Annotated in this window: 21 protein-coding genes and 7 tRNA genes; 2 read left to right on the top strand and 26 right to left on the bottom strand. The window is 55.1% G+C overall.

Features of this window, described 5'->3' with window-relative positions; all coding sequences use genetic code 11:
* Positions 1 to 43: 43 nt before the first annotated feature.
* The 9 genes from rlpA to leuS all read right to left on the bottom strand — a co-directional run bounded on the left by rlpA (position 44) and on the right by leuS (position 10,132).
* Positions 44 to 1,156: an endolytic peptidoglycan transglycosylase RlpA gene (rlpA, locus tag BJ887_RS15955; RefSeq protein WP_121340097.1), complete on the bottom strand. Its 1,113-nt coding sequence runs from the start codon at positions 1,154 to 1,156 to the stop codon at positions 44 to 46.
* 16 nt (positions 1,157 to 1,172) lie between these two features.
* Positions 1,173 to 2,285 (bottom strand): peptidoglycan glycosyltransferase MrdB, encoded by a 1,113-nt coding sequence (gene mrdB, locus BJ887_RS15950; protein ID WP_014169118.1) that lies wholly within the window; start codon positions 2,283 to 2,285, stop codon positions 1,173 to 1,175.
* A 2-nt stretch (positions 2,286 to 2,287) separates the two neighbouring features.
* Entirely contained in the window at positions 2,288 to 4,189 is a 1,902-nt protein-coding gene (gene mrdA, locus BJ887_RS15945) for a peptidoglycan DD-transpeptidase MrdA (RefSeq protein ID WP_014169119.1), read from the bottom strand.
* A 28-nt stretch (positions 4,190 to 4,217) separates the two neighbouring features.
* A complete protein-coding gene (gene rlmH / locus BJ887_RS15940) occupies positions 4,218 to 4,685 on the bottom strand; it encodes a 23S rRNA (pseudouridine(1915)-N(3))-methyltransferase RlmH (RefSeq protein WP_003858701.1) in 468 nt (155 codons plus the stop codon).
* Between the two features lie 3 nt (positions 4,686 to 4,688).
* A complete protein-coding gene (gene rsfS, locus BJ887_RS15935) occupies positions 4,689 to 5,006 on the bottom strand; it encodes a ribosome silencing factor (RefSeq protein WP_003858696.1) in 318 nt (105 codons plus the stop codon).
* Between the two features lie 270 nt (positions 5,007 to 5,276).
* Positions 5,277 to 5,942 (bottom strand): nicotinate-nucleotide adenylyltransferase, encoded by a 666-nt coding sequence (gene nadD / locus BJ887_RS15930; RefSeq protein ID WP_059306341.1) that lies wholly within the window; start codon positions 5,940 to 5,942, stop codon positions 5,277 to 5,279.
* Positions 5,935 to 6,966, bottom strand: coding sequence for a DNA polymerase III subunit delta (holA, locus tag BJ887_RS15925; RefSeq protein ID WP_040016926.1), 1,032 nt, complete (start codon positions 6,964 to 6,966; stop codon positions 5,935 to 5,937). Before holA ends, nadD begins: the two co-directional genes overlap by 8 nt.
* Positions 6,966 to 7,535, bottom strand: coding sequence for an LPS assembly lipoprotein LptE (gene lptE, locus BJ887_RS15920; RefSeq protein WP_121340095.1), 570 nt, complete (start codon positions 7,533 to 7,535; stop codon positions 6,966 to 6,968). The genes holA and lptE overlap by 1 nt, the downstream gene beginning before the upstream one ends.
* 14 nt (positions 7,536 to 7,549) lie before the next feature.
* On the bottom strand, positions 7,550 to 10,132 hold the full coding sequence (gene leuS / locus BJ887_RS15915) for a leucine--tRNA ligase (RefSeq protein ID WP_020884994.1): 2,583 nt from the start codon (positions 10,130 to 10,132) through the stop codon (positions 7,550 to 7,552).
* A gap of 214 nt (positions 10,133 to 10,346) precedes the next feature.
* On the opposite strand from leuS, the gene BJ887_RS15910 reads away from it, so the two are divergent.
* The gene (locus tag BJ887_RS15910) at positions 10,347 to 10,829 is read left to right on the top strand and encodes a zinc ribbon-containing protein (protein WP_025204671.1); all 483 of its coding nucleotides are present in this window, start codon (positions 10,347 to 10,349) and stop codon (positions 10,827 to 10,829) included.
* 79 nt (positions 10,830 to 10,908) lie between these two features.
* Here BJ887_RS15910 and rihA read toward each other — a convergent pair whose 3' ends face one another.
* From rihA to miaB, 10 genes are all read right to left on the bottom strand, one after another.
* Positions 10,909 to 11,853, bottom strand: a complete 945-nt coding sequence (gene rihA / locus BJ887_RS15905; protein WP_121340094.1) for a pyrimidine-specific ribonucleoside hydrolase RihA — start codon at positions 11,851 to 11,853, stop codon at positions 10,909 to 10,911.
* 120 nt (positions 11,854 to 11,973) lie between these two features.
* Entirely contained in the window at positions 11,974 to 12,699 is a 726-nt protein-coding gene (locus tag BJ887_RS15900; protein WP_014169127.1) for an amino acid ABC transporter ATP-binding protein, read from the bottom strand.
* Complete coding sequence (gene gltK, locus BJ887_RS15895; RefSeq protein ID WP_014169128.1) at positions 12,699 to 13,373, bottom strand: glutamate/aspartate ABC transporter permease GltK; 675 nt, start codon at positions 13,371 to 13,373, stop codon at positions 12,699 to 12,701. Before gltK ends, BJ887_RS15900 begins: the two co-directional genes overlap by 1 nt.
* Positions 13,373 to 14,113 carry an amino acid ABC transporter permease gene (locus tag BJ887_RS15890; protein ID WP_020884992.1) on the bottom strand — a complete coding sequence of 247 codons (741 nt, stop codon included), beginning with the start codon at positions 14,111 to 14,113 and terminating at the stop codon, positions 13,373 to 13,375. The genes gltK and BJ887_RS15890 overlap by 1 nt, the downstream gene beginning before the upstream one ends.
* Before the next feature lie 155 nt (positions 14,114 to 14,268).
* Positions 14,269 to 15,174, bottom strand: coding sequence for an amino acid ABC transporter substrate-binding protein (locus BJ887_RS15885; RefSeq protein WP_020884991.1), 906 nt, complete (start codon positions 15,172 to 15,174; stop codon positions 14,269 to 14,271).
* A gap of 331 nt (positions 15,175 to 15,505) precedes the next feature.
* A complete protein-coding gene (gene lnt / locus BJ887_RS15880; protein WP_032677686.1) occupies positions 15,506 to 17,044 on the bottom strand; it encodes an apolipoprotein N-acyltransferase in 1,539 nt (512 codons plus the stop codon).
* Positions 17,045 to 17,049: 5 nt separating this feature from the next.
* Positions 17,050 to 17,928: a CNNM family magnesium/cobalt transport protein CorC gene (gene corC, locus BJ887_RS15875; RefSeq protein WP_014169132.1), complete on the bottom strand. Its 879-nt coding sequence runs from the start codon at positions 17,926 to 17,928 to the stop codon at positions 17,050 to 17,052.
* Positions 17,929 to 18,017: 89 nt separating this feature from the next.
* Positions 18,018 to 18,485: an rRNA maturation RNase YbeY gene (gene ybeY / locus BJ887_RS15870; RefSeq protein WP_040016936.1), complete on the bottom strand. Its 468-nt coding sequence runs from the start codon at positions 18,483 to 18,485 to the stop codon at positions 18,018 to 18,020.
* Positions 18,482 to 19,528 (bottom strand): PhoH family protein, encoded by a 1,047-nt coding sequence (locus BJ887_RS15865; RefSeq protein WP_020884987.1) that lies wholly within the window; start codon positions 19,526 to 19,528, stop codon positions 18,482 to 18,484. The genes ybeY and BJ887_RS15865 overlap by 4 nt, the downstream gene beginning before the upstream one ends.
* Positions 19,529 to 19,692: 164 nt before the next feature.
* Entirely contained in the window at positions 19,693 to 21,117 is a 1,425-nt protein-coding gene (miaB, locus tag BJ887_RS15860; protein ID WP_020884986.1) for a tRNA (N6-isopentenyl adenosine(37)-C2)-methylthiotransferase MiaB, read from the bottom strand.
* Between the two features lie 136 nt (positions 21,118 to 21,253).
* On the opposite strand from miaB, the gene ubiF reads away from it, so the two are divergent.
* Positions 21,254 to 22,429 carry a 3-demethoxyubiquinol 3-hydroxylase gene (ubiF, locus tag BJ887_RS15855; protein WP_121340093.1) on the top strand — a complete coding sequence of 392 codons (1,176 nt, stop codon included), beginning with the start codon at positions 21,254 to 21,256 and terminating at the stop codon, positions 22,427 to 22,429.
* A 95-nt stretch (positions 22,430 to 22,524) separates the two neighbouring features.
* On the opposite strand, the gene BJ887_RS15850 is transcribed toward ubiF, so the two are convergent.
* From BJ887_RS15850 to BJ887_RS15820, 7 genes are all read right to left on the bottom strand, one after another.
* Positions 22,525 to 22,599 (bottom strand) — tRNA-Gln (locus BJ887_RS15850).
* Between the two features lie 36 nt (positions 22,600 to 22,635).
* A tRNA-Gln gene (locus tag BJ887_RS15845) sits at positions 22,636 to 22,710 on the bottom strand.
* A 44-nt stretch (positions 22,711 to 22,754) separates the two neighbouring features.
* Positions 22,755 to 22,831, bottom strand: a tRNA-Met gene (locus tag BJ887_RS15840).
* A 17-nt stretch (positions 22,832 to 22,848) separates the two neighbouring features.
* Positions 22,849 to 22,923 (bottom strand) — tRNA-Gln (locus BJ887_RS15835).
* 32 nt (positions 22,924 to 22,955) lie between these two features.
* A tRNA-Gln gene (locus tag BJ887_RS15830) sits at positions 22,956 to 23,030 on the bottom strand.
* Positions 23,031 to 23,053: 23 nt separating this feature from the next.
* Positions 23,054 to 23,138 (bottom strand) — tRNA-Leu (locus BJ887_RS15825).
* Positions 23,139 to 23,146: 8 nt separating this feature from the next.
* A tRNA-Met gene (locus BJ887_RS15820) sits at positions 23,147 to 23,223 on the bottom strand.
* Between the last annotated feature and the right edge of the window lie 108 nt (positions 23,224 to 23,331).

Below are 23,331 nucleotides of genomic sequence, written 5' to 3'. Positions count from 1 at the left end.
AATGTGTTTTACACAAATTGACACTTTGGATGCCGCCAGTTCATTATTTCGCAACAGCGATAAATGATTGTAGTTGGGCTTCATTTTGCAGGCGCTGCTGCAGAGACGCTGCCTGCGATTTGCTGGCAAACGGTCCCATCTGAATACGCCATACTGCGCCGTTTTGCGCAACGCGTCCCGGAACACCAAACTGCTGGCTCAGACGCTGTTGATACTGCTGCGCACGGGCCTGATCGCTTACCGCCCCAACCTGAACCACAAAGCCGCCACTGGCCGCCGCTGGAGCCGCAACCGGTGTGCTTTGCGCCGTCGCCGGAGCCGTTACGGGCGCAGGCTCTGTGGCAGGAGCGGCAACAGGAGCCGGTGCTGGCGTAGGTTCGCTGCCTTCCAGCACGCCGATGGCTAACGTTGTCGGCGCGCCCAGGAAGCCGCTACTCTTTACCGGCGCACCCGTCGTGTCTTCACTCTGCAGCGTATCATTGCTGATTGGGCGCACTTCTCCTGCTGGCTGAGAAGGCTCTGCCGGAGAAGAGACGCTTCCCATGCCGCCGTCCAGGTTCGGGCGGTCGGGAAGGGCATAAGTCTGTTTCGCCACCGTCGTACACGCGGTACCTGGCCCGGAGAGGGTGCCATCCTGCGCCACGATAATCGGGTCAATACGGACTTTGGTATTGTTCGAGGTGTTCAGGCGGTCTGCAGCCGCGCGTGACAGGGAGATCACCCGGTCGTTACCGTAGGGACCACGATCGTTAATGCGTACCACGATCATACGACCATTCGCCAGGTTGGTGATACGAGCGTAGCTCGGGACAGGCAGGGTCGGGTGAGCCGCCGTCAGTTGCATCGGATCGAACGCTTCGCCGGTCGCCGTCAGGTTGCTGCCTGGCTCGGCATCATAAATGGCGGCAAAGCCAGCCTGGCTAAAGCGGGAGGGATCCTGAACAATTTTGTAGCTTTTGCCATCGCGCTCGTAATCCTGATTCGCGCTGGCATTGAGCGGTTCATAAACGGGATCGGCACCGCTGATTTCAACGATCGGGCCATTACAAACCGCAGGCTGCGGCGGCGCGACGGTTGCCTGTTGCTGACCATCATCACTTGTGCAGGCCGCAAGTAAACTTGCCGCAATGCAGATCCCCAGCCACTGCTTACGCATTCCGATCCCCTTATTTTTATACGCTTTTTGACAACATTTTTCTGTGGGTATGGATCGACATCACGATACCAAACCCGGCCATCAACACGATCAGTGCCGAGCCTCCGTAGCTCACCAGCGGGAGCGGGACGCCAACAACCGGCAGAATACCACTCACCATACCAATATTTACGAAGACATAAACGAATAAAATCAGCATCAACCCGCCTGCCATCACGCGGCCAAAGGTGGTTTGCGCACGTGCGGCGATCCACAGCCCTCGCATGATCAACAGCACATACAGCGCCAGCAGAATCAGGATGCCAACCAGGCCCAGCTCTTCCGCCAGAACCGCAAAGATAAAGTCGGTGTGGCGTTCCGGTAAGAACTCCAGCTGGGACTGGGTGCCGTGCAGCCAGCCTTTACCGCGCAGGCCGCCGGAACCGATCGCAATCTTGGACTGAATAATATGATAGCCCGCACCCAGCGGATCGGTTTCCGGATCGAGCAGCATCATGACTCGTTGTCGCTGGTAATCATGCATCAGGAAGAACCAGAGAATCGGGATGAACGCTGCCACCAGCACGACTGCAATGCCAATCAGACGCCAGCTTAAACCCGACAGGAACAGGACAAACAGGCCGGAGAGGGCGATAAGAATCGAAGTGCCGAGGTCAGGCTGCGCCGCAACCAGTAGCGTCGGCAGGAAAATCAGCACCAGCGCAATGGCGGTATTTTTCAGTGAAGGCGGGCAGACGTCACGGTTAATAAAACGCGCCACCATCAAGGGAACCGCTATTTTGGCTATTTCAGAGGGCTGGAAGCGGACAACGCCCAGATCCAGCCAGCGCTGCGCGCCTTTAGAGATGGCCCCAAAGGCATCTACCGCAACCAGCAGCACAATACAGAATATGTACAGATACGGTGCCCAGCCTTCATAGACCCGCGGCGGGATCTGCGCCATGACCACCATAATGACCAGACCCATCGCGATCTGGCCGATTTTGCGCTCCATCATGCCGATGTCCTGGCCGCTGGCGCTCCAGATAACCAGGGCGCTGTAAACCAGCAGAGCCAGCAGGATCAGCAGCATGGCTGGGTCGATGTGGATTTTATCCCACAGCGATTTTTTATTTGGATTATCCGTCATGATTATTGGTCCTCCGCCGCAGCGGCGGCCGGGTTTTCAGCCGGCAGTTCGGTGTTGTTATCACCCAGCATAATGTGGTCGAGGATCTGGCGCATGATGGTCCCCACGGCCGGACCTGCGCCGCCGTTTTCCAGAATCATCGCCACCGCAACCTGCGGGTTATCATAAGGGGCAAAGGCCGTCATCAGCTTATGGTCACGCAGACGTTCAGCAATGCGGTGCGCGTTATAGGTTTCATTGGCTTTCAGACCGAAGACCTGCGCAGTACCGGATTTGGCGGCCACTTTATACGGTGTGCCGGCGAAATACTTATGTGCGGTCCCGTTCGGACGGTTCGCCACGCCGTACATACCGTCTTTGGCAATTTCCCAGTAACCGGAATGAATGTCACCCACCGGGGCTTCATGCGGCTGGATCCACGGCACTTTTTTGCCGTCTTCAACCGTACTTTGCAGCAGGTGCGGAACTTTCACTACGCCATCGTTGATGAGGATCATCATCGCTTTGTTCATCTGAATCGGGGTCGCCGTCCAGTAGCCCTGACCGATACCCACCGGAATGGTATCACCCTGATACCACGGCTTCTTAAAGCGCTTCAGCTTCCACTCACGGGTTGGCATGTTACCGGAACGTTCTTCTGAAAGGTCAACGCCGGTGTAATGTCCATAGCCGAATTTGCTCATCCACTCTGACAGGCGGTCAATGCCCATGTCATACGCAACCTGGTAGAAGAAGGTATCCGCAGACTCTTCCAGCGATTTGGTAACGTTGAGGTGACCATGGCCCCATTTTTTCCAGTCGCGATAGCGTTTTTCAGAGCCTGGTAATTGCCACCAGCCCGGGTCAAACAGACTGGTATTGCGGTTGATGACGCCCGCGCTCAGCGCAGAGACCGCTACGTACGGTTTTACCGTTGACGCTGGCGGGTAAACCCCTTGTGTGGCGCGGTTCACCAGCGGCGTATTCGGGTCATTGAGCAGACCGGAATAGTCTTTGCTGGAGATACCATCGACAAAGAGGTTCGGGTCGTAGCTTGGCATGGACACCATCGCCAGAATGCCGCCGGAACGCGGATCGGTGACGACAACGGCAGCACGGCTGCCCGCCAGTAAGGTTTCAATATACTGCTGCAGCTTGAGGTCGAGCGTCAGGTAGACGTCATGCCCCGCCTGCGGTGGCACTTCTTTGAGCTGGCGAATGACGCGGCCACGGTTGTTAACTTCAACCTCTTCATAGCCGGTCTGCCCGTGCAGGACATCTTCGTAGTAGCGTTCGATCCCCAGCTTACCGATATCGTGCGTAGCTGCGTAGTTCGCCAGTTTGCCGTCTTTATCGAGGCGTTCAACGTCTTTATCGTTGATCTTGGAAACGTAACCAATGACATGCGTCAGCGCGGAACCGTAAGGGTAGTAGCGACGCTTGTAACCTTTCACTTCCACGCCGGGAAAACGATACTGGTTCACGGCAAAGCGGGCCACCTGGACTTCCGTCAGGTTCGTTTTAACCGGGATTGAGGTGAAACGGTGGGAGCGGGCACGCTCTTTTTTGAACGCGGCGATATCATCGTCGGTCAGATCGACAACGCCTTTTAGCGCTTCAAGCGTATCCTGCACATTATCGACTTTTTCCGGCATCATTTCGATTTGATAAATGGTGCGGTTTAACGCCAGCGGAGTGCCGTTACGGTCGTAGATAATGCCGCGGCTGGGCGCGATGGGCACCAGCTTGATACGGTTTTCGTTTGAACGCGTCTGATAATCGGTAAAGCGGACAATTTGCAGATTATAGAGGTTGGCGATCAGCACGCCGGTAAGCAGCAAAATCCCCGTAAAGGCGACCAGCGCCCGGCGCACAAACAGCGCGGACTCAGCCGTATAGTCGCGAAAAGAATTCTGTAGTTTCATCCGCTGCTTAATCTACCCTGGTCAGTCACTACTCGCGGTGATATGGGTGGTTGGTAGTAATGCTCCACGCGCGATACAGGCTTTCTGCCACCAGTACCCGAACGAGCGGGTGGGGAAGCGTCAGCGCGGAGAGAGACCAACTTTGTTCTGCCGCCGCTTTGCAGGCAGGAGATAACCCTTCAGGCCCGCCAATCAACAGACTGACGTCACGACCATCCTGCTTCCAGCGCTCCAGTTCGTGCGCCAGCTGCGGCGTATCCCAGGGTTTACCTGGAATATCGAGGGTGACGATGCGGTTTTTGCCTGCGGCAGCCAGCATCAGCTCTCCCTCTTTATCGAGAATACGTTTGATATCGGCGTTCTTGCCGCGTTTCCCGGCGGGAATTTCCACCAGTTCGAACGGCATGTCTTTTGGAAAACGACGCAGATATTCAGTAAAACCGGTTTGTACCCAGTCCGGCATTTTGGTGCCGACGGCGACCAGTTGCAACTTCACGCATTAACCCCAGAGTTTTTCCAGCTCATACAGGCGACGGCTCTCTTCCTGCATGACATGGACAATCACATCGCCGAGATCGACAACCACCCAGTCAGCGGTCGCTTCACCTTCAACGCCAAGCGGTAACAGGCCTGCTGCACGCGATTCCTGAACAACGTGGTCGGCAATCGAAACAACATGACGCGTTGAAGTACCGGTGCAGATAATCATGCAGTCGGTGATGCTGGATTTACCCTTAACGTCGATAGCGATGATGTCCTGACCTTTCAGGTCATCAATTTTGTCGATAACAAAATCCTGGAGTGCTTTACCCTGCAAGTTTTCCCCCTAGGGTGAATGAGATTGTATAACTATGAATTCGTGGCCAGACAGTATACCTGAACTGACGCCAGTGTCGGGACAAATGTCTCCGGCCGGGCTTTTGAAGGCGGGTATCATCCCACCCTCCGCCTGAGATTGCATCGCCATTTTTGTAAAACAATTTCTGTAAAGCAATGATCGGCGGGAAAGTCTGGCAGCGGAGGATAACAGTATGGCTTACCCTGTCAAGGCAGGATAATCATTACGCCGCTTTTTCATGCGCCCCCGCTATGCGTCTGCGCTTTTCTGATACAACCCATGCGCGTGAATGTAGTCCAGCACAGCTGATGGCAGCAGATCGTCACAGGCTAATCCCTGCTGCAGACGCTCGCGAATGAGGGTCGCAGAAATATCGAACCACGGCGTCTCTGCCAGATAAATCTTCCCGGCAGGCTGGTTGTGCAACTCTTCAATATTGTCTGTGAGATGCGCCTCAAGCCACTGCTGATACTGTTCTTCTCGCATGGTCAGCGGATAGCCCGGACGGCGACAGACAAGCAGGTGGCTGTTTTCCAGAATCGTTTCATACTGGTGCCAGGTGGGAAAATTGAGCAGGGAGTCCTGACCAATAATAAAGGCCAGCGGCGTGTCCGGCCCTTGCTCGGCTCGCCACTCCTGCAGCGTTTGCGACGTCCAGGACGGTGTGTCGCGGCGCAGTTCTCGCTCATCAAGGCTAAAAAGCGGTTTATCCGCGATGGCCAGAGCGAGCATCTCTTTTCTCTGCTCGCTGCTCGCCTCAGGTTGCGGACGGTGTGGCGGCACATTATTGGGCATGATGATTACGCGCTGAAGGCCGATCAGATTCGCCAGAATTTCAACCGGCTTCAGATGTCCGTAATGGACCGGGTCGAAGGTGCCACCGTACAGGGCCTGTAAAGAATGCATACTATCCATCGATAAATACGTCTGCCAGCGCCTTATGGCAGAGCAGCAGAGAGAGACTTTCCAGCTCCGCCCAGACCGACTGACCATAATCTTGTTTCAACGTAAGCTCAGCGCGCATCAGAAGCTGCACGGCCTGACGCAGCTGCTCATGACTCAGGCGGTTGATGGCCTCGGTGGTCATCGCCCGACGGTTTTGCCACACCCGATGTTTATCAAACAGCGAACGTAATGGCGTATGTGCAGACTGACGCTTGAGCGTAATCAGCAGTAATAATTCACGCTGAAGAGTGCGCAGCAAAATAACCGGTTCGCTACCTTCCAGGCGCAGCTGTTGCAATATATGCAGGGCGCGTTTGCTTTTCGCTGCCAGCAGTGCATCCACCCAGTGGAAGGGCGTAAAGTGCGCGGCATCGTTAACGGCCTGTTCCACGCGTGGCAGTGTCAGCTTACCGTCTGGCCAGAGCAGGGAGAGCCTGTCCAGCGCCTGCGCCAGTGCCAGCAGGTTGCCTTCATAGCAGTAGCAGAGGAGCTGGTTTGCGGCGTCGTCCAGCTGAAGATTGTTTTGCTTCGCTCTTGTCGCGACCCATTTTGGCAGATGGGCTTGCTCAGGCGTCTGACAGGTCACCATAACCGCATTGGCCGCGAGCTGGGTAAACCAGGCCGCGTTTTCCTGCGCTTTGGTGAGCTTGTTGCCGCGCACAATAAACAGCAGATCGCTGTGCAGCAGACTGACCAGCGTTGCCAGCTGTTCATTGATGGCCGCGTTAGGGCCATTCTCCGGCAGCAGGATCTGTATGGTCTGGCGCGATGCAAAGAGGCTCATCGCCTGGCAAAGCGAGAAGAGGGCATTCCAGTCGGTGTTGTTATCCAGCTGGACGGTGTGGTGTTCATCAAAGCCCTGAGCGGCCGCCGCCTGTCGGACGGCATCCAGGCTTTCCTGAAGTAATAGCGGATCGTTTCCGAGAAGCAGATACGCCGCGCGCAGCCCTTCATTGAGCTGCGCGCGGAGTTGTTCAGGATACAGCCTGATCATCAGTTACCCATGGAGGCAGAAACAGGAGGCGTGTTGGCATCCGGTTTTTCGATGATGTCAGAACCCTGTTTCGTTGACGCGGCAACGCCCGGCAGCTTACGGATCAGCTGCTCTGCGGCCTTATCGTACATTTCGTTAATGATAATCTGCTGCTCGGCGTCTTTTGCCAGAGCCGTCTGCGGGTTATCGAAGAACGAACGGTACACTTTCGTGCTGATTGGGTAGATGTCTTTACCCGGGATCAGAACGGCGGCATTAACCGACAGGACCATCTGATACTCTGCGGTACGGCCGTCCTGGAAAATGGACGCCGTGTCTTTGGCTAAGGTTGAGCCCAGAACGCGCAGGGATGGAACATCCTGACGTAACGTCCCTTTCTCAATCAACTCAACATCGTTAAGACGCAGCTGGTTTCGAATTGCCCGGCTGAGTGGACCATTCGGATCCGATGAGTCGAAAATCATCGTTTTCATTTCAGCAGGCACTGCCGTGGTATTGCGCAGATGCCAGCCACAACCAGCGGTGACAAGCACCGCCAGAGATAAGAGTATTGTTGCCAGTTGTCGCACGTTTCCTCCCGCGCTTAGCCAACGACCAGATTCAGCAATTTACCCGGTACGTAGATCACTTTACGTACGGTAACGCCCTCAAGATATTTCGCAACCAGATGTTCCTGGCCTGCGCGTTCGCGAACCTGTTCTTCGGTAGCATCGACCGCCACGGTAATTTTACCGCGAACTTTGCCGTTAACCTGGACCACAACCAGCGTGGTGTTTTCCACCATCGCGGATTCGTCAGCCACTGGCCACGGTGCGTTGTCGATATCGCCTTCGCCTTTCAGCTCCTGCCAGAGGGTGAAGCTGACGTGCGGGGTGAACGGGTTCAACATGCGAACGACGGCCAGCAGCGCTTCACGCATTAAGGCACGATCCTGCTCGCCGTCCTGCGGGGCTTTTGCCAGCTTGTTCATCAGTTCCATAATAGCCGCAATTGCGGTATTGAAGGTCTGACGACGACCAATATCATCGGTCACTTTTGCAATCGTTTTATGAACATCACGACGCAGCGCCTGCTGATCTTCAGTCAGTGCCGCGACGTTCACTGCCGGAGCATCACCCTGAGAGGTGTGCTCGTAAACCAGTTTCCAGACACGCTTCAGGAAGCGGTTAGCCCCTTCAACGCCCGATTCCTGCCATTCCAGGGTCATGTCAGCCGGAGAGGCAAACATCATAAACAGACGCACGGTATCTGCGCCGTAACGCTCAACCATCACCTGAGGGTCGATGCCGTTGTTTTTAGACTTCGACATCTTGCTCATGCCGGTATAAACCAGTTCATGACCTTCGGCGTCTTTCGCCTTCACGATACGGCCTTTCTCGTCGCGCTCAACGATCGCGTCAACCGGAGACACCCAGTTACGCTCGCCGTTCGCCCCGACGTAGTAGAAGGCATCGGCCAGCACCATGCCCTGACACAGCAGCTGTTTTGCTGGTTCGTCAGAGTTGACCATGCCTGCGTCGCGCATCAGCTTGTGGAAGAAGCGGAAGTAGAGCAGGTGCATGATGGCGTGTTCAATACCACCGATGTAGATGTCCACAGGCAGCCAGTAGTTTGCTGCATCGGAATCCAGCATGCCTTCCTGATACTGCGGGCAGGTGTAACGCGCGTAGTACCATGACGATTCCATAAAGGTATCAAAGGTGTCAGTTTCACGCAGCGCTGGCTGGCCGTTAACGGTCGTTTTTGCCCACTCAGGATCGGCTTTGATTGGGCTGGTGATACCGTCCATGATCACATCTTCCGGCAGGATCACCGGGAGTTGATCTTCTGGCGTTGGCATCACGGTACCATCTTCCAGCGTCACCATTGGGATAGGTGCTCCCCAGTAGCGCTGGCGAGATACACCCCAGTCGCGCAGGCGGTAGTTGACTTTACGCTCACCGACGCCCAGCGACGCTAACTTGTCGGCAATCGCGTTGAAGCCATCTTCAAAGCTCAGACCGCTGAATTCACCCGAGTTGAACAGGGTGCCTTTTTCGGTCAGGGCTTGTGCAGAGAGGTCTGGCTCAGAACCGTCAGCCGCGAGGATGACAGGTTTAATGGTCAGGCCATATTTGGTGGCAAATTCGTAGTCACGCTGATCGTGGCCTGGAACGGCCATGACGGCACCCGTACCGTACTCCATCAGCACGAAGTTGGCTGCCCAGACAGGGATTGCTTCGCCCGTCAGTGGATGGATAGCCTTAAAGCCGGTATCAACGCCTTTCTTCTCCATCGTCGCCATGTCGGCTTCGGCCACTTTGGTGTTGCGGCACTCGTCGATGAAGGCCGCCAGTTCCGGGTTGTTTTCCGCGGCTTTCTGTGCCAGCGGGTGACCAGCGGCCACGGCCAGATAGGTCGCACCCATGAAGGTGTCCGGACGGGTAGTGTAGACGGTCAAGGTCCGATCGTCGTTCTCAACGTTGAAGGTGATCTCCACGCCTTCTGAACGGCCGATCCAGTTACGCTGCATAGTCTTGACGGTATCAGGCCAGTGATCCAGATTATCCAGATCGTTCAGCAGCTCGTCAGCGTAGGCGGTGATTTTGATAAACCACTGTGGGATCTCTTTACGCTCAACTTTGGTATCACAACGCCAGCAGCAGCCGTCGATAACCTGCTCGTTCGCCAGTACGGTCTGGTCGTTCGGGCACCAGTTAACGGCAGAGGTCTTCTTGTACACCAGGCCTTTTTTGTACAGCTCGGTGAAGAATTTCTGCTCCCAGCGGTAGTATTCCGGGGTGCAGGTCGCCAGCTCGCGGCTCCAGTCATAGCCAAAGCCCAGCATTTTGAGCTGGTTTTTCATGTACGCGATGTTGTCGTACGTCCACGGGGCAGGTGCCGTGTTGTTTTTGACCGCCGCGCCTTCTGCAGGCAGACCAAACGCATCCCAGCCGATTGGCTGCAGGACGTTTTTGCCGAGCATACGCTGATAGCGGGCAATCACATCACCAATGGTGTAGTTACGCACGTGGCCCATGTGTAGTCGACCAGAAGGATAGGGAAGCATCGACAGGCAGTAATACTTCTCTTTGCTCTCGTCTTCGGTTACTTCAAAGGTGCGCTTCTCGTCCCAGTGTTGCTGGACTTTTGATTCTATCTCTTCCGGGCGGTATTGCTCTTGCATGGCAGCCAGTGGTCCTGTTTTCAATACAGCTACAAATGTAGCCAATGGATGTGGTAATTCAGATCCGCATAGCATAGCCCAAACGCCCGCGCCAAAACAGCCTTTCGCACAAATGCGCGCGTGAGGAATTTGTCGGGTCTGTGGTTCACCTGGCAAAGCGGTGGCGAAATAAGGTCTATTATTAGAGTCAGTTACTTACCCGGGAGGCAAAATGATGAACAAGGTTGCTCAATTTTACCGAGAACTGGTGACAACACTGACGGAACGGCTGCGTAACGGCGAGCGTGATATCGATGCGCTGGTGGAACAGGCGCGGGCCCGCGTGACGCAAACGGGTGAGTTAACGCGAACCGAAGTGGAAGAGGTGACGCGCGCCGTACGCCGCGACCTGGAAGAGTTTGCGCGAAGCTACGAAGAGAGTCAGAACGAGGTTACCGACAGTGTCTTTATGCGGGTAATTAAAGAAAGCCTGTGGCAGGAGCTGGCGGATATCACCGATAAAACGCAGCTGGAGTGGCGTGAAGTCTTTCAGGATCTCAACCACCACGGGGTCTATCACAGCGGAGAAGTGGTCGGACTGGGGAATCTGGTGTGCGAGAAATGCCATCACCACATTGCAGTCTATACGCCGGATGTGTTGCCGCTGTGTCCAAAGTGTGGACACGATCAGTTCCAGCGTCGGCCGTTTGAGCCCTAATTAAAAGCCGCCCTCTGCCAGCAGGTCAGAGGGAGGGCATCAGGCCACAGAGCTGTCTACCATGCCCGGTGGCCATCGCTTACCGGGCCTGGCTGTAATAGTTGAGTCTTTCCGCCAGTAAATCCACGAACGCTTCCCGGTCGATATCCACCATTAGCGTGGTGTTGGGGTGATTGCCCGTCAGCGAATAGTAGTCCACCACCGTCATACCCTGAGTGTATTTCCCCTGGGTTTCCACGCCCACCCACCGTTCTACCGTGGTAAACATCTCCGGTTTGAGCAGCCAGGCAATGGTGCACGGATCGTGCAGCGGCGCGCCGTGAAAACCCCATTTCTCGGCTTTGTGATACGCCATAAAGAAGTCCAGCAACTCTGCGACGGTTGTCGCCACCGGGTTGCCAATGGCACGAAAGCGCGCAATGTCGTGCGCCATTATTTGTGCGCGATGGGTGACGTCCAGGCCGGCCATGACAATAGGCAGGCCAGACTGGAAGACAATCTCTGCGGCTTCCGGATCGACAAAAATGTTGAACTCCGCCGCTGGCGTCCAGTTCCCGAGTCGCATTGCGCCGCCCATGATCACGATTCGGGCGATTTTACTGTGCAATTCTGGATGGCTGTTCAGCAGCAGCGCAACGTTGGTTTGCGGGCCGGTGGCCACCAGCGTGACCGGTTCCGCGCTTTCACGCAGCACTTTCGCCATCAACTCTACGGCGGTGCAGGGTTGCGCTTCAAACCCCGGTTCGGGCAGTGCCGGGCCATCCAGCCCACTTTCACCGTGCACGTTGTCGGCAATGATCAGATCGCGCATGAGCGGTTTGACGGCACCACCGGCGACCGGTATATCGATGCGTTTGAGCAACGTCAGCATACGCAGGACGTTACGCAGCGTTTTCTCGGGTGTCTGGTTTCCGGCAGAGGACGTAACGGCTTTGACGTCCAGTTCAGGGGAGGCAAGTGCAAGGACGAGGGCGATCGCGTCATCATGACCCGGGTCGCAATCGAGAAGGATAGGTTGTGCCATAGCGTGCTCCATACGTAGCATTATTTTGTGACAAGGTTAACGCTGCAATGTGACGCCGACGAGAAGAAGAGAGTTAAAGCGTGAAGCGGTGCGCAATCCGCAGATTGCGCACCGGGGAGATTAGTGCAGGATTTTGGCGAGGAAGTCTTTTGCTCGCTCGGATTTAGGATTGGCGAAGAACTCTTCTTTCGGCGAGTCTTCAACAATCTTCCCTTCGTCCATGAAGATCACGCGGTTCGCCACTTTGCGGGCAAAGCCCATTTCGTGGGTCACCACCATCATCGTCATCCCTTCGTGCGCCAGCTCAACCATTACGTCCAGCACTTCGTTGATCATCTCGGGATCGAGAGCGGAAGTCGGTTCATCAAACAGCATGGCGACCGGATCCATACACAGGGCCCGGGCAATAGCCACACGCTGCTGCTGACCGCCAGAGAGCTGCGCCGGGAATTTATCAGCATGCGCAGAGAGCCCCACGCGTTCCAGCAGCTTCAGACCTTTATCGCGCGCGAGCTTTTTATCGCGTTTCAGCACTTTTACCTGCGCCAGCGTCAGGTTCTCAATAATGGAGAGGTGCGGAAACAGCTCAAAGTGCTGGAACACCATGCCGACGTGGGAACGCAGCTGAGCAAGGTTGGTTTTCCTGTCATTGACTTTGGTGCCGTTGACGAGGATCTCTCCTTGCTGCACCGGCTCCAGGCCGTTAACGGTTTTGATCAGCGTGGATTTACCAGAGCCGGATGGCCCACATACCACCACCACGTCACCTTTTTTCACTTCGGTTGAGCAGTCGGTCAGCACCTGAAAGTGCCCATACCATTTAGAAACATTTTTCAGGGAAATCATTATACAGTCCTTTTCTTCAGCCAGCTGACCAACAGCGACGCGCTTAAACTAATCACAAAATAGACGCCACCCGCGAAGAGCACCATTTCGACCTGCGTACCGTCACGTTCACCGATGGTAGACGCGGTACGGAAGAAGTCTGCCAGGCTCAGTACGTAGACCAGAGAGGTATCCTGGAACAGTACGATGCCCTGGGTCAGCAGGAGGGGAACCATGGCGCGAAACGCCTGCGGCAGAATAATGAGCTGCATGGATTGCCAGTGCGTCATCCCCAACGCCAGCGCGGCGCTGGACTGCCCACGTGAAATACTCTGAATACCCGCTCGGATAATCTCTGAATAGTAAGCAGCCTCAAACATTGAGAACGCGACCATCGCGGAGATCAGGCGGATATCGGTTTTCGGCGACAGCCCCAGCACGTTTTGCAGAAAGCCGGGAACAATCAGGTAAAACCACAGCAGTACCATCACCAGGGGGATGGAGCGGAAAACGTTAACGTAGGCCGTGGCAAACCAGGCGAACGGTTTAAAAGCCGACAGGCGCATGACCGCCAGCAGGGTGCCCCAGACGATACCCACCACAATAGCAATCACGGTGATTTTTAAGGTGATCAGCAGGCCATCCAGCAGGTAAGGCATGGATGGAACGATAGAACTCCAGTCAAATTCGTACATTATTTGCCCCCCAGATTGCCCGGCAGGCGGATTTTGCGTTCAACCAGGTTCATCACCAGCATGATGAAAGTGTTAATCAGAACATAGGCGAGTGTGATCGCTGTGAAGGATTCCCACGCGTGGGCGGAATAATCCAGCAGCTTGCCCGCCTGTGCGGCCATATCCACCAGACCGATGGTCGAGGCGATGGCCGAGTTTTTCACCAGGTTCATCATCTCAGACGTCATCGGTGGAACAATGACGCGGTAAGCGTTAGGCAGCAGTACATAGCGGTAAGTTTGTGGCAGCGTCAGGCCCATCGCCAGGCCAGCATTTTTTTGTCCGCGCGGCAGTGACTGAATGGCGGCACGCACCTGCTCGCAAACGCGCGCGGCGGTGAAGAGCCCCAGGCAGAGCATGGAGGAGACAAAGAACTGCACGTTCGGATCCAGTTCCGACTTAAACCACATGCCAATATTTTCCGGCAGCAGTTCCGGGACGACCAGATACCAAGTGAAAAATTGCACAATCAGCGGAACGTTACGGAACAGTTCCACATACAGGGTGCCGAGAGATGAGAGAAAACGGTTAGGCACGGTGCGCAAAATACCAAACAGTGAACCGACAAGAAACGCGATAATCCACGCCGTGATCGATAAGGCGACGGTAACCTGAAAACCGCTCCACAGCCAGCCAAGATAGGTGGTGTTGCCGAACGGGGCTTGTTGCAGGAATATGCCCCAGTTCCAGTCTATTGACATAATAAACTCCAGAAAAAAAAGGGTAGCAGCGCTACCCTCGAAGATTGGTGAGAAGCTCATTTTTCGCGCTGAGTGGGGAACGACCACTCAACGTATAGTCTGTCCATGCTTCCCGACAATCGAGAGGGCAGGAGATCCCGCCCCTGTTGTTCTAATTAGTTAAGAGCCTTGTCGTTTGGTGATTTGAACAGCGCTTTCATGTCGTCAGACAGTTCGAAGTTCATGTTAAGATTTTTGGGTGGAATCGGGTTCTTGAACCATTTATCGAACCATTTTTCCGCTTCACCGGAGGTCTGAACCTGAGCGATGGTGTCATCGATCAGCTTCTTGAACTGCGGATCGTCTTTACGCAGCATACAGCCGTACGCTTCTTTAGATTGCGCCGTGCCGACGATATCCCAGTTGTCTGGTTTCTTCGCTTTTGCACGTTCGCCTGCCAGCAGGGCATCATCCATCATAAACGCCACAGCACGGCCACTTTCCAGGGTACGGAAAGAGTCGCCATGATCTTTCGCGCTGATGATGCGCATATCCATTTTCTTCTCGTCGTTCAGCTTGTGCAGCAGCACTTCGGAAGTGGTACCGGAGGTAACAACGACGGCTTTGCCTTTCAGGTCCGCAAAGTCTTTGATCTCGCCGCCTTTCTTGGTCAGCAGGCGGGTGCCCACGACGAAGATGGTGTCAGAGAAGGCAGCCTGTTTCTGACGCTCAAGGTTGTTGGTGGTGGAACCGCACTCAAAATCGAACGTGCCGTTTTGCAGCAGTGGAATACGGTTTTGTGAAGTGATTGGAATCAGCTTCACCTGCAGGTCAGGTTTGTTCAGCTTTTTCTTCACAGCTTCAACGATAGCGTTGGAGTAATCCTGCGAATAGCCCACGACTTTTTGCGTGTTGTCGTAGTAAGAGAACGGGACAGAAGATTCACGGTGGCCGACCACGATCACGCCGTTTTTGGCAATCTTGTCGAGAGTGCTTCCGGCAGCCGGAGCATCTTCAGCGTGAACAACGCTTGCCGACATCCCCATAACCAGCATTGCTGTGGCCAGTTTACGTAATTGCATACCCAACTCCTTTCTTATCAGCGCCAGTGACGCATTGATACCCATTGTGATGTTGTTATATCTCGCGCTATGCGAGTGCAGTGTTATGCAAGCTTGTTAACATTTAGTCTGGCTTAATGTAAAGATTTTGCTGCGTTATTGTTTATTTTTGCGAAGCGCGCCGCACCAATCAGAGGCAAATATCTCTCGTTGCACCGTTTCGGTGCTACCGGTGATCTACGCTGGTGCGACGAAGTTGCACGTTAAGCCAAACTGCGTTTACGTGGGGAAATAAAGCAAGAGACGTGCCAGAAATGCCCTCTCCCAACGGGAGAGGGGAAGGGAGGGGAAATTATCGACGACGCTGACGCAAGCTCATCAGCACCGCGCCAAATCCGAACAGCGCGGTCAGGATCCACAGCGGCCAGTTGCCGGTGCGGGCATAAGGCGTCAGGCCCGTCGCAGGCGTGACGTTGGTCGTCAGCACTTCACGGGTGAACTGCGGGATCATGGCCTGGATTTCGCCCTGCGGGCCAATCACGGCGGTAATGCCATTGTTGGTGCTACGCAGCAGCGGGCGCGCCAGCTCCAGGGAGCGCATCCGCGCCATCTGGAAATGCTGCCACGGGCCAATCGACTTACCAAACCAGGCATCGTTGGAGATAGTCAGCAGGAAGTCAGTGTCCGGACGGAAGTTATCGCGCACCTGCTCGCCGAGGATAATTTCGTAGCAGATGGCCGCCGTCAGGGCAAAACCGTGTGCATGCAGCTGGGGCTGAACGTACGGGCCACGGCTGAATGAGGACATCGGCAGGTCAAAGAACGGTGCTAACGGGCGCAGAATGGACTCCAGCGGTACAAATTCGCCAAACGGTACCAGGTGATTCTTGTTATACCGGTCAGTGGAGTTGTAGCTGTATTCGCTGTCTTTACCCAGCGTAATGATGGTGTTGTAGGTGTCATAGCGGTTCTGCTGATTCAGACGCGCATCGACAATCCCGGTAACCAGCGTACTGCCGCGAGCCAGCAGTAGATCGTTCATCATGTTCAGGAACGGCTGCTGGTTAATTTCCAGATCCGGAATCGCCGACTCTGGCCAGATGATCAGCTGCGATTTACCCATGACCGCCTCGGTGGCGTTAGCGTAGATCTTCAGCGTGTTCAGCAGCTCTTTCTCGTCCCATTTCATTGACTGAGGGATATTCCCCTGCACCATTGAAACCTGCGTGGTGCGCTCTGGCACCAGGCTGTACCACTGGATATAACGCAGTGGGAAAGGCAGGGCAAACAACACCAGCGCCACGACCAGCGTCTTCCAGCTATGTGTGACCAGCGCCAGGACCAGCAGTCCGCTCACCACCATCAACAGGAAGTTAATCGCTTCAACGCCCATTACCGGAGCAAGCCCCTTTAGCGGGCCATCAATCTGACTGTAACCGAACTGCAGCCACGGGAAGCCAGTCAGTACCCAGCCGCGAAGGAACTCGGTAATTTGCCAGACAACCGGCGCAGCAATGGCAACGCGCAGCCAGGTGGTTTTTGGCCACAGGCGAGAAAGGATACCCGCGAACAGACCGGTATAGAGCGAGAGATAAGCGGCCAGCAGCACCACGAGGAAGACGTTAACGGGTCCTGGCATACCGCCAAACTGGGCGATGCTGACATAGACCCAGTTGATGCCGGAGCCAAACAGCCCCAGTCCCCAGAAGTAGCCAATCGCTGCCGCCTGGACGGGACGACGATTCAGGGTTAAACCCTGAAGTCCCATCAGGGAGAGAATGGCTGCAGGCCAGATATCGTAAGGAGAAAAAGCCAGCGTTCCGCTGGCTCCGAGTAACAGCGCCAGCAGCAGACGTACACGCTGGCGTTCAAGTAATGGGGCAAATGCCATTTACATTAATCTTCCAGTTTTGGCACCGGTGAGTCGTCCGGCGTTCTGACATGAACCTGTATAATACGTCGGCTGTCGGCCATTGCCACTTTGAACTGGTAACCGTCGATGTCAACGGTCTCGCCGCGTGCCGGAAGGTGGCCAAAGGCCTGCATCACCAGCCCGCCAATAGTATCGACCTCTTCATCGCTGAAATGGGTACTAAAGGCGTCGTTAAAGTCCTCAATCGAGGCCAGCGCACGAACGGTCCAGGTGTGACGGCTAAGCTGACGGAAGTCGATATCCTCTTCTTCGTCATACTCATCTTCGATTTCGCCCACGATCAGCTCAAGGATATCTTCGATCGTGACGAGACCGGAAACGCCACCAAATTCATCAATAACAATCGCCATGTGGTAGCGCTGAGAGCGAAACTCTTTCAGCATCCGATCCACACGTTTACTTTCCGGCACAACCACGGCCTGGCGTAACACTTTTTCCATGCTGAAGGCTTCGGCATCGCTGCGCATAAACGGCAGCAGATCTTTCGCCATCAAAATCCCTTCAATGTGATCTTTGTCTTCGCTGATGACCGGGAAACGCGAGTGTGCGGATTCGATGATCACATCGAGGCACTCGTCCAGAGTCTGGTTACGTTTCAGGGTGATCATCTGCGAGCGGGGGATCATGATGTCGCGAACGCGCTGGTCGGCGATGTCCATTACCCCTTCGAGCATTTCGCGCGTATCTTCATCGATAAGGTCGTTTTGCCCGGAATCACGAATCAGCTCCAGCAGTTCGTCACGGTTTTTAGGTTCGCCGTGGAAAAGCTGGTTCAGAATGAGGGAGAAAAATCCCTTTTTGGTGTTTGTCGTGTCGCTACTGTGTGAATTGTCGTCGCTCATGGCGTTTGTTAAGGGTTCTCTTGTTAGTTCAACGTTTACCGCCGCGCTATTTCCCTACGCGGCGGCATGTTAGTCAGTCGGTCGACTGACTATTCTTTCTCGGCAATGTACGGATCCTCATAGCCCAGAGCAAGCATTATCTCTGTCTCGAGGGACTCCATCTCTTCCGCTTCGTCATCTTCAATATGGTCGTAGCCGAGCAGATGCAGGCTACCGTGTACCACCATATGCGCCCAGTGGGCTTCCAGCGGTTTTTGCTGCTCTTTAGCTTCCTGTTCCACGACCTGGCGGCAGATGATCAGATCGCCCAGCAGCGGCATCTCAATTCCCGGTGGGGCTTCGAAGGGGAAAGAGAGCACGTTGGTCGGCTTATCTTTCCCGCGGTAGGTCAGGTTAAGCTCATGGCTTTCGGCTTCATCCACCAGACGAATCGTGACTTCTGATTCTTCCTGAAACGGGGGGATAACCGCATCCAGCCATGTCTGAAACTGCGCCTCTTCTGGCAAACCGGAATTATCGTCACATGCCAGTTGTAAATCGAGGATCACCTGACTCATTTTTGTTCTTGCTCCTGCGCTTCGCGCTTACGTTCTGCGGCCAGTTCGGCCTTACGCTTCTGATCTGCTTCTTCCCATGCTTCATAAGCGTTAACGATGCGCGCCACAACCGGGTGACGGACCACGTCTTCGCTGTGGAAGAAGTTAAAGCTGATTTCGTCGACGTCGGCCAGCACTTCAATGGCATGGCGCAGACCCGACTTGGTGCTGCGCGGCAGGTCAATCTGCGTGACGTCACCGGTAATGACCGCTTTTGAGTTAAAGCCGATACGTGTCAGGAACATTTTCATCTGTTCGATGGTGGTGTTCTGGCTTTCATCGAGAATAATGAATGCATCATTCAGCGTACGGCCGCGCATATAGGCGAGCGGGGCAACTTCAATCACGTTACGCTCAATCAGCTTCTCCACTTTCTCAAAGCCGAGCATCTCGAACAGTGCGTCGTATAACGGACGAAGGTAAGGGTCAACCTTCTGGCTCAGATCGCCTGGCAGGAAGCCCAGTTTTTCACCCGCTTCCACCGCCGGACGGGTCAGCAGGATGCGACGAATCTCCTGGCGTTCGAGCGCATCAACCGCCGCGGCAACGGCCAGATAGGTTTTACCCGTACCCGCCGGACCCACGCCGAAGGTGATGTCATGGTCGAGAATGTTGGCGATGTACTGCGCCTGGTTTGGCGTACGCGGCTTAATGACGCCACGTTTGGTCTTAATATTGATGGCCTTGCCATAGTCCGGCACACTTTCTGCGCTTTGCTCAAGCACGCGCGCCTCTTTGATCGCGAGGTGGATCTGTTCTGGCTCGATATCCTGTATTTCACCGCGCATTGGGGCGGTATCCACATACAGGCTACGCAGAATATCCGCAGCGGCGTTGACGCAGAGAGGGCGTCCGGTGAGTTTGAAATGATTATCGCGACGATTGATTTCGATACCCAGACGTCGCTCCAGTTGTTTGATGTTGTCATCAAACGGCCCGCACAGGCTCAGCAGGCGAGCGTTGTCTGCTGGCTCAAGGCTAATTTCACGCGTATCTATGTTCAAACTGTTCCTCTTTGATTGTTTAACTGACCCGGTGCCACCTGGCGTAATAAAACGGTCATTACCGAAATTATTCACGCCATAGAATAAAGGCGCAAGCGTTGCGGAAGATATTGGGGGCGATGAGAGGAAATACAAGGCCTGCCGAAACGGCAGGCCGGATGGCGTTATGGCTGGTAAATACCGACGCCAGCGTCGCTTTCTTTGCGGGTGCGGGACATGACGGATTCCGGCGACTGTGCGATGCGCAGACCCATTTCGTCTTCGGTACGGACCACTTTCGCGCGCAGGGAGTTGGTCAGCACGTCGACAATCTCCACGTCCACAAATTTACCGACCATGTCTGGCGTGCCTTCAAAGTTCACGACGCGGTTATTTTCGGTGCGTCCTGACAGCTCCATAATGCTCTTACGGGAAGTGCCTTCCACCAGAATACGCTGGACGGTGCCGACCATACGACGGCTCCAGGCGTTGGCCTGCTGGTTGATACGCTCCTGCAGAATATACAGACGCTGCTTTTTCTCTTCTTCCGGCACATCGTCGACCATATCGGCCGCAGGAGTACCTGGACGCGCTGAGAAGATAAAGCTGTAGCTGACGTCAAAATTCACTTCGCCAATAAGCTTCATCGTGCGCTCAAAGTCATCCGTGGTTTCGCCCGGGAAGCCAACGATAAAGTCGGAGCTAATCTGGATGTCAGGACGGGCTTCACGCAGCTTGCGGATGATGGATTTGTACTCCAGTACCGTATGTGGACGTCCCATCAGGTTCAGCACGCGGTCGGAACCGCACTGAATCGGCAGATGCAGGAAGCTCACCAGCTCTGGCGTATCGCGATACACATCAATGATGTCATCGGTAAATTCCATCGGGTGGCTGGTGGTGAAGCGAAGGCGGTCGATGCCGTCGATCGCGGCCACCAGGCGCAGCAGTTCTGCAAAGCTGCCGGTGGTACCGTCGTAGTTCTCGCCGCGCCAGGCGTTGACGTTCTGGCCCAGCAGGTGAATTTCACGCACACCCTGTGCCGCCAGTTGCGCCACTTCAAACAGAATGTCGTCGGTCGGACGGCTCACTTCTTCGCCGCGGGTATACGGTACGACACAATAGGTGCAGTACTTGTTACAGCCTTCCATAATGGAGACGTAGGCTGTTGGACCATCCGCGCGTGGTTCTGGCAGACGGTCAAATTTTTCGATTTCTGGGAAGCTTACGTCAACCACCGGGCGGCGATTCTCGCGAACGGCGTTGATCATCTCCGGCAGACGGTGCAGCGTCTGCGGGCCAAAAATAATATCAACATAGTGAGCACGCTGGCGGATCAGTTTGCCTTCCTGCGAGGCCACACAGCCACCCACGCCAATGATCACATCGGGTCTTTTGCGTTTGATAAGCTTCCAGCGGCCCAGTTGATGGAACACCTTCTCCTGCGCCTTCTCACGGATCGAACAGGTATTGAGCAGCAACACGTCCGCTTCGTTCGCGTTGTCAGTCAGTTGATACCCGTGCGTGGCATCCAGCAGATCGGCCATCTTGGATGAATCGTATTCGTTCATCTGACAGCCCCAGGTTTTTATATGGAGTTTTTTTGTCATCGACTTGCTCATGCTCAGGAATGCAGGGCGCGTATTGTAATGCTTTGCTGCGGTTGTGACCAGTATGAAGGTTGTCAACCTCAAGACCGAAAAAATCCGGTAAACTTAAGGTATATACCATTAAGGATAATTGACCATGACTCTCCAACAAACCGAAATTGCCGTTGTCGGCGGCGGTATGGTCGGCGGCGCACTCGCGCTGGGGCTGGCGCAGCAGGGATTTGAGGTGACGGTTATCGAGCAGGCTGCCCCTGTTGCGTTTGACCCGACGGCAAAGCCGGATGTGCGAATTTCAGCTATCAGCGCCGCCTCTGTCGATCTGCTGCGCGGGCTGGGCGTCTGGGATGCCGTGCTCGGGATGCGCGCGCACCCTTACAGCCGTCTCGAAACCTGGGAGTGGGAGAATGCGCATGTCGCGTTTGATGCCGCTGAACTGAAGCTGCCCCGCCTGGGTTATATGGTGGAAAATACGGTCCTCCAGCTGGCGCTCTGGCAGGCCCTGGAGGCGCATCCGAAAGTGGCGCTGCGCGTCCCGGCGTCACTTAAAGCACTGCATCCCCACGAAGGCGGGTATTTGCTTGAGCTGGATAAGGGTGATGAGCTGGCTACGAGGCTGGTTGTCGGAGCGGATGGTGCCAACTCACAGGTCAGGCAAATGGCGGGAATTGGCATTCATGCCTGGCAGTACCAGCAGGCGTGCATGCTGATCACCGTGCAGTGTGAGAATGACGCGGGTGAGAGCACCTGGCAGCACTTTACCCCGAATGGCCCGCATGCCTTTTTACCGTTGTTTGATCGCTGGGCGTCGCTGGTGTGGTATGACAAACCGGCGCGCATTCGTCAGTTGCAGGGGCTGTCAATGGAGCAGCTGCAGCGAGAGATCCATCAGCACTTCCCACGCCGTCTGGGCAACGTCATGCCGGTTGCCGCCGGGGCGTTTCCGCTTACGCGTCGCCATGCATTGCAGTATGCCCGTGCAGGGCTGGCGCTGGTGGGGGATGCGGCACACACCATTCACCCGCTGGCGGGGCAGGGCGTGAACCTGGGATACCGTGACGTTGAGGCTTTACTGGATGTGCTGGGCAATGCGCGCGCTCACGCGGAGGCCTGGGCCAGCCATCCGGTACTGAAACGTTACCAGACGCGACGTATGGCGGATAACTTCATCATGCAGTCGGGGATGGATCTGTTTTACGCCGGGTTCAGTAACGATCTTGGTCCGGTGCGCATTCTGCGTAACATTGGTTTGATGGCGGCGGAGCGTGCCGGTGGGCTGAAGCGTCAGGCGCTGAAGTACGCATTAGGCCTTTAATCTGGGGCCTTTTCCTGCGGGAGAGGGCTTTCGGATGCGGTACATAATCCAACAAAAACAAAAAAGCCCGCAGAGCGGGCTTTTTTGTTACTAAGTGGCTGGGGTGCAGGGATTCGAACCCCGGAATGCTGGTATCAGAAACCAGAGCCTTACCGCTTGGCGACACCCCAATTGCGTTAAACAATGTGCTTAACGACTTTTTAAATTGGCTGGGGTACGAGGATTCGAACCTCGGAATGCCGGAATCAGAATCCGGTGCCTTACCGCTTGGCGATACCCCAACAATTTTTTCTCGTCTACCGAATCATTCGACAGATGATTAATTTGGTGGCTACGACGGGATTCGAACCTGTGACCCCATCATTATGAGTGATGTGCTCTAACCAACTGAGCTACGTAGCCAGTACTGCAATCTTCGATGGCTGGGGTACCTGGATTCGAACCAGGGAATGCCGGTATCAAAAACCGGTGCCTTACCGCTTGGCGATACCCCAATACCGCGGAGAACCGCAAAATCGAAGAAATATGGCTGGGGTACCTGGATTCGAACCAGGGAATGCCGGTATCAAAAACCGGTGCCTTACCGCTTGGCGATACCCCATCCGTGCAACGCTTACCTGGGAATGGTGCGGGAGGCGAGACTTGAACTCGCACACCTTGCGGCGCCAGAACCTAAATCTGGTGCGTCTACCAATTTCGCCACTCCCGCAAAAAAGATGGTGGCTACGACGGGATTCGAACCTGTGACCCCATCATTATGAGTGATGTGCTCTAACCAACTGAGCTACGTAGCCATCTTTTTTTCGCGTTACCTTATCGGCGTTGCGGGGCGCATTATGCGTATAGACCCTTGCAGCGTCAACACCTTTTTCAACGAAAATAGCCGGAATGTGACTGTTTGG

The organism is Enterobacter sp. WPR_3_1, from assembly GCF_003635055.1.
In the GTDB taxonomy this organism is placed as follows: domain Bacteria; phylum Pseudomonadota; class Gammaproteobacteria; order Enterobacterales; family Enterobacteriaceae; genus Enterobacter; species Enterobacter ludwigii.
This window is presented reverse-complemented; position numbering and strand designations above follow the sequence as displayed.